Consider the following 14,212-nt stretch of genomic DNA (forward strand, 5'->3'; position numbering starts at 1 on the left):
CTTACCCTCTGGCGGCAACCTGAATGATTTTGCGTAACATTACTCAGTTCATCTGGAGATAACATGAGCAAAACTATTGCGACGGAAAATGCACCAGCAGCGATTGGCCCATACGTTCAGGGCGTTGATCTGGGCAGCATGATCATCACCTCTGGCCAGATCCCGGTCGACCCGAAAACCGGCAGCGTCCCGGAAGACGTGTCCGCGCAGGCGCGCCAGTCGCTGAACAACGTGAAAGCGATCGTGGAAGCCGCTGGCCTCACCGTTGGCGACATCGTCAAGACCACCGTATTCGTCAAAGATCTCAACGATTTCGCTACCGTTAACGCCACCTACGAAGCGTTCTTCACCGAGCACAATGCCACCTTCCCGGCGCGCTCCTGTGTGGAAGTCGCTCGTCTGCCGAAAGACGTGAAGATCGAGATCGAAGCCATCGCCGTGCGTCGCTGATCGCTTTGGTTGGCAGAAAAAAAGGCAGCCAGTGGCTGCCTTTTTTACGTGGCTCATCCGAAAATGCGCCCTTCACTGCCAGCCGTAGCGACGGCTATAGAAACCTTTAACGGTCTGGGTCAGCACCATATAGCCCGCCAGGATCACCACCAGCCACGGGAAGTAGCTGAGCGGCAGCGCCTGCAGCTGCAGGTAGCCCGCCAGCGGCGAGAACGGCAGGGCAATGCCCACGGCCATCACCACCAGAGTCATGGCGAACAGCGGCCACGCGGCGCGGCTCTGAACGAACGGAATGCGCCGGGTGCGGATCATGTGCACAATCAGCGTCTGCGACAGCAGCCCTTCAATAAACCAGCCGGACTGGAACAGAGTCTGCATCTCCACGGTATTGGCGTGGAACACCCACCACATCAGGCCGAAGGTGAGGATATCGAAAATCGAGCTGATCGGTCCGAAGAAGACCATAAAGCGCCCGAGATCGGCCGGGTTCCAGCGCTGCGGTTTACGGATCTGCTCATCATCGACGTTATCGAACGGGATCGCCACCTGGGAGACATCGTACAGCAGGTTCTGAATCAACAGGTGCAGCGGCAGCATCGGCAGAAACGGCAGGAAGGCGCTGGCCACCAGCACGCTAAAGACGTTACCGAAGTTGGAGCTGGCGGTCATTTTGATGTACTTGAGCATGTTGGCGAAGGTGCGGCGGCCTTCGATCACCCCCTCCTCCAGCACCATCAGGCTTTTTTCCAGCAGAATGATATCCGCCGCCTCGCGGGCGATATCCACCGCGCCATCAACCGAGATGCCAATATCCGCCGCGCGTAACGCCGGGGCGTCGTTGATGCCGTCGCCCATAAAGCCCACCACGTGACCTTCGCGTTTCAGCAGCGTCACGATACGCTCTTTATGCAGCGGCGCCAGACGTGCAAACAAAGTGGTGCGCTTCGCCAGCGCCGCCAGCTCGTCGTCGCTCATGGCTTCGATCTGGCTGCCAATCACCACTTCGCCCGCATCCAGTCCCACTTCATGGCACACCTTGGCCGCCACCAGCTCGCTGTCGCCGGTGAGGATCTTCACCGTGATGCCGCTGGCCTTCAGCGCCTTCAGCGCCGGGGCGGTCGTCTCTTTCGGCGGATCAAGGAAGGCGATGTAGCCTTCGAGGATCAGATCGGATTCATCGGCGCGCTGGTAATCGCCCTCGCGCGCCGGCAGGTATTTGGTTGCTACCGCCACCACCCGCAGCCCCTGACGGTTCAGGGTATCGGTCACCCGGCGGATGCGGCGCAGCATGGTGTCGTCCAGCGGTACGATTTCGCCGTTGTAGCGCACCTGGGTCGAGACGTTAAGGATCTCCTGCAACGCCCCTTTACAGATCAGCTGATGCGCGTCGCCCTGCTCTTTCACCACCACCGACATGCGGCGGCGTTCGAAGTCGAACGGGATCTCATCCACCTTCTGCCAGCGCTCCGCGAGGCCGCGGGCGGCCTCCAGCTCCACGCCTTCCAGCACCGCGGTATCGAGCAGGTTTTTCAGCCCGGTCTGGTAATGGCTGTTGAGCCAGGCGGTATGCAGCACTCTCTCGCTGGACTTACCGGAGACATCGGTGTGGTTCTCCAGCACGATCTTGTCCTGAGTCAGGGTGCCGGTTTTATCGGTGCAGAGAATATCCATCGCGCCAAAGTTCTGAATGGCGTCGAGGTGTTTGACGATCACTTTTTGTTTCGACAGCTTCACCGCCCCGCGCGCCAGCGTCGAGGTGACGATCATCGGCAGCATCTCCGGCGTCAGGCCGACCGCCACCGACAGTGCAAACAGCGCCGCTTCCCACCAGTCGCCTTTGGTGTAGCCATTAATCAACAGCACCACCGGGGCCATCACCAGCATAAAGCGGATCAGCAGCATGCTGACCCGGCTGATGCCTTTCTGGAAGGCGTTCGGCTCGCTTTCCTGCTCGCTGACGCGCCCGGCCAGCTGGCCAAACCAGGTGTTGCCGCCGGTGGCGTAGACGATAGCCTGCGCCGAGCCGCTCACCACGTTGGTCCCCATAAAGCACAGGGTGTCGCATTCCAGCGGGTTCTGCTGCAGCGGGTCGCGGCTGCGCGCGACTTTCTCTACCGGCAGCGATTCGCCGGTCAGCGAGGCCTGAGCGACAAACAGATCGCGCGCCTGAATAATGCGCAGGTCCGCCGGGATCATATCTCCCGCCGACAGCTTGACGATATCTCCTGGCACCAGTTGGTCGATAGGCAGTTCAAGCCAGCGGCTCTCCCCCTGCTCGTTCACCACCCGCAGCACCGTGGCGGTATTGCTGACCATCGCCTTTAGCGCATCCGCCGCTTTGGTCGAGCGCGCTTCCTGGATGAAGTTAAGCAGCGTCGAGATGCCGACCATCAGCGCGATAACGCCCGCGGCGAACAGATCTTCGGTGGAATAGGAGACGATGCCGAGCACCGTCAGCAGCAGGTTGAACGGGTTGCGATAGCAGGTCCACAGATGCACCCACCACGGCGAGGGCTTCTGCGCCGGGATCTGATTGTCACCATGTTTGAGGATCTTTGCCGCCACTTCGCCTTCATTGAGCCCTTCAGGGTGGCTGTCAAAGGCACGCCAGATCTCCTGGTCATCCATCGCCGCAACGTCCAGGCAGCGCTTGCCGAGCGAGTCCGGGATCGGCACGCTGGTCAGGTTACGGGCATCAGGCAGCGGATCGCGCTGGACCAAACGGCGTGGCAGATGGCGGCTAAGCTGCGCGAACAGCTGCCGGGTATAATTTTTCAACATAAACAGTCCCTCCGCGCTCGCGCGAGCGAACGCAGCGTCGCCAACAGGCGTAGCAAAGCCTACCTGTCAGGCATGTAATTTTTATGGCAGGGACATCAAGGACATCACTGCTTTACGCTTTCCGGTAAAGCAGTGTTAAACAGGCTTACCGGAAAGAAAGGTTGCTCCATCGAGGATGAGGAGTGGGATCGGGGTCCATAAATTCTCCGGTAAGTGAATATAAACGGCGCGGATTATAGCGCGCTCGTTGAGACATGTGTGGCATTTATGGCGATGATAAGCCCGCGCAACTAAACCGAACGTAAACCAGACTTTGCTCATTGCGGTTTGGTTGAGTAGCATTAGGCTCACTTCTACCATCCCTGACGAGAATTCCGCATGCAGAACCGGCTGACCATCAAAGATATTGCGCGTTTAAGCGGCGTAGGAAAATCGACGGTATCCCGCGTCCTTAACAACGAGAGCGGGGTCAGCGAACGGACCCGCGAGCGCGTCGAAGCGGTGATGCAGCAGCACGGTTTCTCACCCTCCCGCTCCGCCCGCGCCATGCGCGGCCAGAGCGATAAAGTGGTGGCGATTATCGTTACCCGTCTGGATTCCCTGTCGGAAAACCTTGCCGTGCAGACCATGCTGCCTGCCTTTTATGAACAGGGTTACGATCCGATTATGATGGAGAGCCAGTTCTCCCCGGGACTGGTTGAAGAGCATCTCGGCATGCTCGCCCGGCGTAATATTGACGGCGTAGTGCTGTTCGGATTTACCGGCATTGATGAGGCGATGCTCGCCCCCTGGCGCGATACGCTGGTGCTGATGGCCCGCGACGCCCCCGGTTTCGCCTCGGTGTGCTATGACGACGAAGGCGCCATCACGCTGCTGATGCAGCGGCTCTACGATCGCGGACATCGCCACATCAGTTTTCTTGGCGTCCCGCACAGCGACGTCACCACCGGCGAGCGCCGCCATCTCGCCTACCTCGCCTTCTGTAAAAAGCATCGCCTGACGCCCACCGCCGCTCTGCCGGGCCTGGGCATGAAGCAGGGGTATGACACCGTCGCCAGCGTGCTGACGGCCGAAACCAGCGCCCTGGTCTGCGCGACGGATACCCTCGCCCTCGGCGCCAGCAAGTACCTTCAGCAGCAGGGCCGCGCTGCGCTGCAGCTCGCCAGCGTCGGTAGCACGCCGCTAATGAAGTTTCTCCACCCGGAAATCTTGACCGTCGATCCCGGCTATGCCGAGTCCGGACGCCGGGCCGCCCGGCAGTTGATCGAGCAGATCGCCGGCAGCGTCGAACCCCGCCAGATCGTGATTCCCGCCGCCCTGAATTAATCTCGTTCGGACGATTTATGTGATCGTCGCCGGGTTTCGGGAACGTTCCCATTTTGCAAAGCAAACGAAACGGTTAGGATGCCCTCAAGGTAAAAACGGCATCTCTCCCCTCTGTTTTTGAGGCTTCATCATGAGCAAAGTAAACCAGCAGGACATCGATAAACTGATCGAACTGGTGGGCGGGCGCGGCAACATCGCCACCGTCAGCCACTGTATTACCCGTTTGCGCTTTGTGCTGAACGACCCGGCCATCGCCAAACCAAAAGAGATTGAACAGCTGCGCATGGTGAAGGGATGCTTCACTAACGCCGGTCAGTTCCAGGTGGTCATCGGCACCGAGGTGGGCGATTACTACAAGGCCCTGCTGGCTACCACCGGCCAGACCTCCGCCAATAAAGAGCAGGTCAAGCAGGCCGCGCGGCAAAATATGAAGTGGCATGAGCAGTTGATCTCGCACTTTGCCGAGATCTTCTTCCCGCTGCTGCCGGCGCTAATCAGTGGCGGTCTGATCCTCGGTTTCCGTAACGTCATCGGCGACTTACCCATGAGCAACGGCCAGACGCTGGCTCAGATGCACCCGTCGCTGAAAACCATCTATGACTTCCTGTGGCTGATTGGCGAGGCGATCTTCTTCTATCTGCCGGTGGGGATCTGCTGGTCAGCGGTGAAGAAAATGGGCGGCACGCCGATCCTCGGGATCGTCCTTGGCGTCACCCTGGTTTCCCCGCAGCTGATGAACGCCTATCTCCTCGGCCAGCAGGTGCCGGAGGTGTGGAACTTCGGCCTGTTTACCATTGCCAAAGTTGGCTACCAGGCGCAGGTGATCCCGGCCCTGCTGGCGGGCCTGACGCTCGGCTTTATCGAGACGCGCCTCAAGCGCATCGTGCCTGACTACCTCTACCTGGTCATTGTCCCGGTCTGCTCGCTGATCCTCGCGGTGTTCCTCGCGCACGCCATTATCGGTCCGTTCGGCCGCCTGATCGGCGACGGCGTGGCCTTCGCGGTACGCCATCTGTTAACCGGCAGCTTCGCGCCAATCGGCGCCGCGCTGTTCGGCTTCCTCTACGCGCCGCTGGTGATTACCGGTGTCCACCAGACCACCCTCGCTATCGATATGCAGATGATCCAGAGCATGGGCGGCACCCCGGTGTGGCCACTGATTGCGCTATCCAACATTGCCCAGGCATCGGCGGTAGTCGGCATTATTATTGCCAGCCGTAAACAGAATGAACGCGAAATCTCGGTGCCGGCGGCAATCTCTGCTTACCTCGGGGTTACCGAACCGGCGATGTACGGTATCAACCTGAAGTACCGCTTCCCGATGCTGTGCGCGATGATCGGCTCCGGTCTTGCCGGCCTGCTGTGCGGCCTGAACGGCGTGCTGGCGAACGGCATCGGCGTCGGCGGCCTGCCGGGCATCCTCTCCATCCAGCCAACCTACTGGCAGGTGTACGCCATGGCGATGGCTATCGCGGTGGTGGTGCCGATTATCCTGACCACCGTGGTGTATCAGCGCAAGTACCGTCAGGGCACCTTGCAGATTGTCTAACTTCTTCTTTCGGGGCGCCTTTGGCGCCCCTCGTTGCAGCAGGAAAGCACTATGAATCATCTTCCCCACTGGTGGCAAAACGGCGTTATTTATCAAATCTATCCGAAGAGTTTTCAGGATACCACCGGCAGCGGTACCGGCGATCTGCGCGGCGTCACTTCCCGCCTCGACTATCTGCAGAAGCTTGGGGTCGACGCCATCTGGCTGACGCCGTTCTACGTGTCGCCGCAGGTGGATAACGGCTACGATGTGGCGAACTACACCGCTATCGATCCCTCCTACGGCACGATGGCCGACTTTGACGCCCTGGTGGCGGAGGCGAAGGCCCGCGGCATCCGCATCGTGCTGGATATGGTACTGAACCATACCTCGACCGAGCATGAATGGTTCCGTCAGTCGCTGAATAAGGAGAGTCCCTACCGGCAGTTCTATATCTGGCGCGACGGCGAACCGGACGCGCTGCCGAACAACTGGCGCTCCAAATTTGGCGGCAACGCCTGGCAGTGGCACGCCGACAGCGGGCAGTATTATCTGCACCTGTTCGCCATTGAACAGGCGGATCTCAACTGGGAGAACCCGGCGGTACGCGCTGAGCTGAAAAAGGTCTGCGAATTCTGGGCCGACCGCGGCGTCGACGGTCTGCGCCTCGACGTCGTCAACCTGATCTCGAAAGACCAGACCTTCCCCTGCGATGCGGAGGGTGATGGCCGCCGCTTCTACACTGACGGCCCGCGGGTGCATGAATTCCTGCAGGAGATGAGCCGCGATGTCTTTACTCCCCGTAACCTGATGACCGTCGGCGAGATGTCCTCCACCTCGCTGGAGCACTGCCAGCAGTACGCCGCGCTGGACGGCCGCGAGCTGTCGATGACCTTTAACTTCCACCATTTAAAGGTCGATTATCCCGGCGGTGAAAAATGGACCCTCGCCCGCCCGGACTATGTGGCGCTGAAAGCGCTGTTCCGCCACTGGCAGCAGGGGATGCACAATCGGGCGTGGAACGCGCTGTTCTGGTGTAACCACGATCAGCCGCGCATCGTGTCGCGCTTTGGCGACGAAGGCGAGTACCGGGTGCCGGCGGCGAAGATGCTGGCGATGGTGCTGCACGGCATGCAGGGCACGCCCTATATCTACCAGGGCGAAGAGATCGGCATGACCAATCCGCACTTCAGCAGCATCAGCGATTACCGTGACGTCGAAAGCCACAATATGTTTATCGAGCGCGCAGCGCAGGGGCAAAGCCCGGACGAACTGCTGGCAATCCTCGCCAGTAAGTCGCGCGACAACAGCCGCACGCCGATGCCGTGGCACGCCGGGGAGAACGGCGGCTTCAGCGACGGTGAGCCGTGGATCGGCCTTGGCGATAACTACCGGGAGATCAACGTTGAGGCGGCGCTGGCGGACCCCGATTCGGTGTTTTATGCCTATCAGCAGCTGATTACGCTGCGTAAAACCCTGCCGCTGCTGACCTGGGGCGATTACCAGGATCTCCTGCCGGACCATCCGTCGCTGTGGTGTTATCGCCGTCAGTGGCAGGGGCAAACACTGGTGGTCGCCGCCAACCTGAGCCGCGACCTGCAGACCTGGCAGCCAGAGGAAGCCCAGGGCGACTGGAAGATGATCATCAGCAACTATGCCGAAACTACGCCCCGCCCGACCGGTCTGACGCTGCGGCCGTTCGAAGCCGTATGGTGGCTGCAGGCGTAAGGTACTTCTTGCCCGACAGAAACCGGAGCGTAATGCCTGGCATCGGAGGTGGATGCCAGGCATTTTTGCTTATTTTCCAGCCAGATAAATTTACATTTATCGCCAGCGCCCATCATCCGTACTCTCACCTTTTTACCTTGTTCTGGGTCAATAAAATCGCAAACATCTTTGATGCAAATCACTACATATAGAACTTAAAATGCGTCCCGGCCCTACATGTTGTATTAATCGTCTATTATGTCACCATATCTTGTCGATGTCTGGCGGTGATGAGATGTGGATAAAACGGGCCGGATCTGAAGGCAAACAGCACGAGCCGTAGCGTGCAGCGCCTTCGGGATAACCTCCGCCTCTGTGGATAACCTGTTCTATATATGGAGTGATCATGACACCGCATGTGATGAAACGTGATGGCTGTAAAGTGCCGTTCAAATCAGAGCGCATTCAGGAAGCAATTCTACGTGCAGCTAAAGCAGCGGGAGTCGATGACGCAGACTATTGCGCCACCGTCGCAGAAGTCGTTAGCCAACAAATGCAGGGCCGCGCCCAGGTCGACATCAACGAGATTCAGACTGCGGTAGAAAACCAGCTGATGTCCGGCCCCTATAAGCAGCTGGCGCGCGCCTACATTGAGTATCGCCATGACCGCGATAGCCAGCGCGAGAAGCGCGGCCGCCTCAATCAGGAGATCCGCGGCCTCGTCGAGCAGACCAACTCCGCGCTGCTCAACGAAAATGCCAACAAGGATAGCAAAGTCATCCCGACCCAGCGGGACCTGCTGGCCGGTATCGTCGCCAAGCACTATGCGCGGCAGCACCTGCTGCCCCACGATGTGGTGATGGCCCACGAGCGCGGCATGATCCACTATCACGACCTCGATTACTCGCCCTTCTTCCCGATGTTCAACTGCATGCTGATCGATCTGAAAGGGATGCTGACTCAGGGCTTTAAGATGGGCAACGCGGAGATCGAGCCGCCGAAGTCTATCTCTACCGCCACCGCGGTGACGGCGCAGATCATCGCCCAGGTCGCCAGCCATATTTATGGCGGCACTACCATCAACCGTATCGATGAAGTGCTGGCGCCGTTCGTCACCGAAAGCTTCAAAAAGCATCGTAAAATCGCCGAAGAGTGGCAGATCCCGGACGCCGAAGGCTATGCCCGCGCCCGTACCGAAAAAGAGTGCTACGACGCCTTCCAGTCGCTGGAGTATGAAGTCAACACGCTGCATACCGCCAACGGTCAGACGCCGTTTGTCACCTTTGGTTTTGGCCTCGGCACTAGCTGGGAGTCGCGCATGATCCAGCAGTCGATTCTGCGCAACCGCATCGCTGGCCTCGGTAAAAATCGCAAAACCGCGGTATTCCCGAAACTGGTCTTCGCCATTCGCGACGGTCTGAACCATAAGTTCGGCGATCCGAACTACGACATCAAGCAGCTGGCGCTGGAGTGCGCCAGCAAGCGCATGTACCCGGATATCCTCAACTACGATCAGGTGGTGAAAGTCACCGGGTCGTTTAAAACGCCGATGGGCTGCCGCAGCTTCCTCGGGGTGTGGAAAAACGAGGATGGCGAGCAGGTGCATGACGGGCGCAATAACCTCGGCGTGATTAGCCTCAACCTGCCGCGTATCGCCCTGGAAGCGAAAGGCGACGAAGCCGCCTTCTGGGCGCTGCTGGACGAGCGCCTGCAGCTGGCGCGCAAAGCGCTGATGACCCGTATTGCCCGTCTGGAAGGGGTGAAGGCCCGCGTGGCGCCGATCCTGTATATGGAAGGGGCCTGCGGCGTGCGGCTGAAAGCCGACGATGACGTCTCCGAGATTTTCAAAAACGGCCGCGCGTCCATTTCGCTGGGTTATATCGGTATCCATGAGACCATCAATGCGCTGTACGGTAATCAGCATATGTACGACAGCGAGGCGCTGCGTGAGAAAGGTGTGGCCATCGTCCAGCGCCTGCGCGACGCCGTCGATGTGTGGAAGGAAGAAACCGGCTACGGCTTTAGTCTGTACAGCACGCCGAGCGAAAACCTGTGCGACCGCTTCTGCCGTCTCGACACCGCCGAGTTTGGCATAGTGGAGGGCGTGACCGATAAAGGTTACTACACCAACAGCTTCCACCTTGACGTCGAGAAGAAGGTCAACCCGTACGACAAGATCGATTTCGAAGCGCCGTACCCGCCGCTGGCCAACGGCGGCTTCATTTGCTACGGCGAGTACCCGAATATCCAGCACAACCTGAAGGCGCTGGAAGACGTGTGGGATTACAGCTATGAGCACGTGCCGTACTACGGCACCAACACGCCGATCGATGAATGCTACGAGTGCGGTTTTACCGGCGAGTTCGAGTGCACCAGCAAGGGCTTTACCTGCCCGAAATGCGGTAACCACGATGCCGCTCGCGTGTCGGTTACTCGTCGGGTATGCGGTTATCTCGGCAGTCCGGACGCGCGCCCGTTCAACGCCGGCAAGCAGGAAGAGGTGAAGCGCCGCGTTAAGCACCTGGGCAATGGGCAAATCGGTTAAAGACCAATGCGCTTTTCCCGGATAGCGGCGCGCAGCGCCTTATCCGGGCTACTGTTTTGCACCGTCCGGTAGCCCGGGTAAGGCGGAACGCCGCGACCCGGGAAATGGCCGCATTCCTCCGTTTTCGCAAAGCAATTAGCGTCAGAGCAAGGCGGCAAACGAGGGAATCCCCGGGAGCGTACATTCAGTACGTGACTGGGGTGAGCGAGCGCAGCCAACGCGGCTATGGCGTTAATTGAGAAGCGAAAAATGAATTACCATCAGTACTACCCGGTAGATATCGTCAACGGCCCCGGCACCCGCTGCACCCTGTTTGTCTCCGGCTGCGTCCACGAGTGCCCCGGCTGCTACAACAAGAGCACCTGGCGGGTGAACTCCGGTATGCCGTTTACCGCTGAGATGGCCGACCGCATCATTGCCGACCTCAACGATACCCGCATCAAGCGCCAGGGGATTTCACTCTCCGGCGGCGATCCGCTGCATCCGCAAAACATCGCGGAGATCCTCAAGCTGGTTCAGCGCGTGCGCGCCGAATGCCCCGGCAAAGATATCTGGGTCTGGACCGGCTATAAACTGGATGAGCTGAATGAGGCGCAGATGCAGGTAGTGAACCTGATCAACGTGCTGGTCGACGGTAAGTTTGTGCAGGATTTAAAAGACCCGGCGCTGATCTGGCGCGGCAGCAGCAACCAGGTGGTACATCATTTGCGTTAATCCCCTCCGTCAGCCTCTCAAAACCGGCTGACGCACTCCATCGCCACCGTTTTAAACTCATTGAAGCTGCGGGTCGTGGCAAGGCGGCTCATGGCGCGCTCGCGCAGGAAAGTCACGAAAATATCGTAGATCGCCATCGCCTCTTCGTACTCGCGCTTACTGATGGCGAGCAGGAAAATGATATGGGCGGTTTCGTCGCCCCAGGCGATGCCCTGCGGGGCGATAACCGTATAAACCACCGTCTTTTTGGCCAGCAGTCCCAGGGAGTGCGGCAGCGCAATGCCATCGCCGAGCATGGTGCTGACAATCGCCTCACGCTCCACCACCGAAGCATGAAACTCGGCGTCAACAAAGCCTTCCTCCAGCAGCTGCTGGCACAGCTCGGCGAACAGCGTTTGCTGATCCATCGGCTTATCGACCACCCGGAAGTGGGCGGCATCGAAGTACTTATTCAGCATCCACGGACGGGTACGGTCCACCAGCACCAGCTTGCCAATCTGATCCAGCTGATAGTCGGTGGGAAACGGCGCGATGGTCACCACCGGTTTGTCTTTTTCGCTGATGCGCACCGTGGAGATAACAAAATCCGCCTCGATCGCATCCCGCTGTTCATACTCGCGCTGGGAAATCGTGGCGGCGATCTCCAGCTGCGGATATTTGCGCTGCAGGATCGCTTCGATCATCCGTACCATCGCATTGCTGGTATCGCAGACCAGTAGCATCTGCGGTTGACGCTGGTAGCCAATGTTGTAGTGACGCTCCAGCCCGACGCCGATATGCAGCACCAGAAAGCCGATTTCGTTTTCGCTGATGGTGTACGGAGTATATTTCCCCCAGCTGGAGACCGCGGCGAGGGTCATATCCCAGGCCATCGGGTAGTGCTGTTTGATGTTATCCAGCAGCGGATTGGGGATCATGATCTGGTAGCGCACGCGGGTGATCATGGTCTTAATGTGGGTCAGCAGATCGGCGTGCAGCTGGGCGTCGTCCAGCAGGTTGTAGTTATACTGGCTGTTGATGTAGCGCAGAATGTAATTGACCAGCGCTTCGTCATCGTCGGCGCTGATGGTTTCCGGGTCGACGTCCTGCACCTGACGGGCGGCGAGATGCACGCACAGCCACTCTTCTTCAGCGGGCGAGAAGGGCTTTCCGGCCAGCCGCTGTAGCTCTCCCGCCAAATCGCGCGCGGCGTCGCGGACGTTTTGCGCCACATCTTCGGCGTTGAAATCGGCCAGCGGATAGCCTTCGCTAACGCGGCGCACCACCACTGCGCCGTACAGGCAGATAAAACGCTCGCCGACATCGGTGAGGCGAATATGATGCCGGGTGAGCGTCTCCTGCAGCACAGGCTCCAGCAGCGCAGGGACATCCGCTTCCAGCGCCTCGGCGCCGATTAACGGATGAATGCCGCCCTGCAGCGTCAGTTCCCACAGTAGATCGGTCAGGCAGGCGCGAATCGACACCTCGCTACCAAACAGCTTCATGCCGTGGCGCGGGCGGGTTTCAAGGGTGAGCTGATAGCGCTGGAAGCGCTCGCGCACCTCGACCATATCATTTTGCAGCGTCGCGCGGCTGACGAACCACTCATCCGCCAGATCTTCCAGCTTGATGGAGAACGCCGACGTCAGGAAGCGCACCAGCAGAAACGTGATGCGATCCTGGGCGGTTCGCGGCACGTGCTGCGTCTTCGGCGCCGTCTCCTCCAGCGCCTGAAAGCTCGCCGGGTTATCAATTTTCAGTTGATAACCGCTGCCGCGGTTGAGGATAAACTGTGCGCCATACTGCGCCAGTAGCGCATTCAGGGCGGTAATATCGGCGCGCACAGTACGGGTGGAAACCGACAGCCGCTGCGCCAGCTCATCCTGCGGCAGCGTTTCATTCCGCAGCAGGGTGAAGAGTTGCGCTAAGCGTTGGTTGGGAAATCGCATGTCAGTTCCTTGTGGTTACGGCTCAGGGTTGGGCGGATATCACCATCTGCGATGGGCTACCAACCGGCGTGTAGTCGGAGGCAAAGGTTAATTTGCCATCCTTCGGCGCCACGCTGAAGCGGGTAATATTATCGCTACGCTGGTTCATGACGTACAGCCACTGCCCCTGATTATCCAGGGTCAGCGTACGGGGGTAATCCCCACGCGTCCAGATATCCTCCTGGTGGCTCAGGCGGCCGTCGGCCTGCACCGTAAAGTGGGCGATGCTGTTATGCAGGCGGTTGGCGACATACAGCTGCTTACCATCGTTGCTCAGCGCCAGACCGGCGGCAAAGCTGGTGCCCTTATACTCTTTCGGCAGCGCGGAGACGGTTTTGCCTTCGCGCAGCAAGCCGCTTTGCTTATCCAGATGATAGAAAGTCAGCGTCGACGCTTCTTCGTTGATCAGCCACAGGCCGTCGCCCTTTGGCGTAAAGACGAAGTGGCGTGGGCCGGCGCCCGGCGACGAAGCGGCGATGAACGGCGGATCGTTCGGCGTCAGCTTGCCGCTGGCGCTATCCAGCCGGTACTGATAGATCCGATCCAGCCCCAGATCGGTGGAATAAACAAATTTCCCGCAGGGATCGGCGGCGATCATATGGGCGTGCGGGCCATTGTGATCGCTGATGGCGAAGCTGCCCTCGACGGCCGCCGCCGGGCGTTCGGCGCCTGCCGGGCCTTCATCCTGATGCCTGTCCACTGCCTCGCCCAGGCTACCATCTTCTTTCACCGGTAGCACGGCGATACTCCCGCTGACGTAGTTGGCCACCAGCAGATGTTTACCATCCGGCGTCAGGGAGAGATACACCGGCCCGGCGCCGCCGGAGGCAACCTGGCTGAGCGCGGTCAGCTCGCCATTCTTCTCAATGCGCCACGCCTGCACGACGCCTTTTTCGACTTCACTGGCGGCATACAGCGTTTTGCCATCGCGCGACACGGTCAGCTGCGCGACGTTTGGCAACGCGCTCACCAGCGCCCTGTCACGCAGCGCGCCGGTGTTGGCATCGACGGTAAAGCGGTACAGACCTTCGCCATTGGGATTATAGGTACCTACCCAGGCATAGTGGGTTTGCGCGGCGCCCGCGGCGGCGGCAAACAGGGACAGTGAAGCGACAAGCAGATGACGAGCGACAGGCATAGCAACTCCTTGATGGTTCGGTGGGATAAGTTGCCTCTCACCCCGGCCCTCTCCCA

The 14,212-nt window shown here is 59.6% G+C and carries 10 protein-coding genes; 6 read left to right on the forward strand and 4 right to left on the reverse strand.

The genetic code is table 11. From position 1 onward, the window contains the following. Nucleotides 1–63 precede the first annotated feature (63 nt). Nucleotides 64–450 carry a 2-iminobutanoate/2-iminopropanoate deaminase gene (gene ridA / locus R0140_RS24360; protein WP_002886926.1) on the forward strand — a complete coding sequence of 129 codons (387 nt, stop codon included), beginning with the start codon at nucleotides 64–66 and terminating at the stop codon, nucleotides 448–450. A 72-nt stretch (nucleotides 451–522) separates the two neighbouring features. On the opposite strand, the gene mgtA is transcribed toward ridA, so the two are convergent. Next, nucleotides 523–3,231, reverse strand: coding sequence for a magnesium-translocating P-type ATPase (mgtA, locus tag R0140_RS24365; protein ID WP_008807129.1), 2,709 nt, complete (start codon nucleotides 3,229–3,231; stop codon nucleotides 523–525). Nucleotides 3,232–3,376: 145 nt separating this feature from the next. Next, the gene (mgtL, locus tag R0140_RS27850; RefSeq protein WP_353074613.1) at nucleotides 3,377–3,496 is read right to left on the reverse strand and encodes a mgtA regulatory leader peptide MgtL; all 120 of its coding nucleotides are present in this window, start codon (nucleotides 3,494–3,496) and stop codon (nucleotides 3,377–3,379) included. A 113-nt stretch (nucleotides 3,497–3,609) separates the two neighbouring features. Here mgtL and treR point away from each other — a divergent pair, with 113 nt between their 5' ends. From treR to nrdG, 5 genes are all read left to right on the forward strand, one after another. Continuing rightward, the gene (gene treR / locus R0140_RS24370; protein ID WP_008807130.1) at nucleotides 3,610–4,557 is read left to right on the forward strand and encodes a trehalose operon repressor TreR; all 948 of its coding nucleotides are present in this window, start codon (nucleotides 3,610–3,612) and stop codon (nucleotides 4,555–4,557) included. 130 nt (nucleotides 4,558–4,687) lie between these two features. Beyond that, nucleotides 4,688–6,106: a PTS trehalose transporter subunit IIBC gene (treB, locus tag R0140_RS24375; protein WP_032741413.1), complete on the forward strand. Its 1,419-nt coding sequence runs from the start codon at nucleotides 4,688–4,690 to the stop codon at nucleotides 6,104–6,106. A gap of 51 nt (nucleotides 6,107–6,157) precedes the next feature. Continuing rightward, nucleotides 6,158–7,813: an alpha,alpha-phosphotrehalase gene (gene treC / locus R0140_RS24380; RefSeq protein ID WP_008807132.1), complete on the forward strand. Its 1,656-nt coding sequence runs from the start codon at nucleotides 6,158–6,160 to the stop codon at nucleotides 7,811–7,813. Between the two features lie 385 nt (nucleotides 7,814–8,198). Further along, on the forward strand, nucleotides 8,199–10,337 hold the full coding sequence (nrdD, locus tag R0140_RS24385; RefSeq protein ID WP_032736730.1) for an anaerobic ribonucleoside-triphosphate reductase: 2,139 nt from the start codon (nucleotides 8,199–8,201) through the stop codon (nucleotides 10,335–10,337). 249 nt (nucleotides 10,338–10,586) lie between these two features. After that, on the forward strand, nucleotides 10,587–11,051 hold the full coding sequence (nrdG, locus tag R0140_RS24390; RefSeq protein WP_022065402.1) for an anaerobic ribonucleoside-triphosphate reductase-activating protein: 465 nt from the start codon (nucleotides 10,587–10,589) through the stop codon (nucleotides 11,049–11,051). A gap of 17 nt (nucleotides 11,052–11,068) precedes the next feature. Here nrdG and R0140_RS24395 read toward each other — a convergent pair whose 3' ends face one another. Both R0140_RS24395 and R0140_RS24400 read right to left on the reverse strand, forming a co-directional pair. Continuing rightward, the gene (locus R0140_RS24395) at nucleotides 11,069–12,979 is read right to left on the reverse strand and encodes a BglG family transcription antiterminator (protein ID WP_032741411.1); all 1,911 of its coding nucleotides are present in this window, start codon (nucleotides 12,977–12,979) and stop codon (nucleotides 11,069–11,071) included. Nucleotides 12,980–13,001: 22 nt separating this feature from the next. Further along, complete coding sequence (locus R0140_RS24400; protein ID WP_032741404.1) at nucleotides 13,002–14,156, reverse strand: lactonase family protein; 1,155 nt, start codon at nucleotides 14,154–14,156, stop codon at nucleotides 13,002–13,004. Nucleotides 14,157–14,212: the final 56 nt, after the last annotated feature.

It is taken from the genome of Klebsiella sp. w6, assembly GCF_033100215.1.
Lineage (GTDB): Bacteria > Pseudomonadota > Gammaproteobacteria > Enterobacterales > Enterobacteriaceae > Klebsiella > Klebsiella variicola.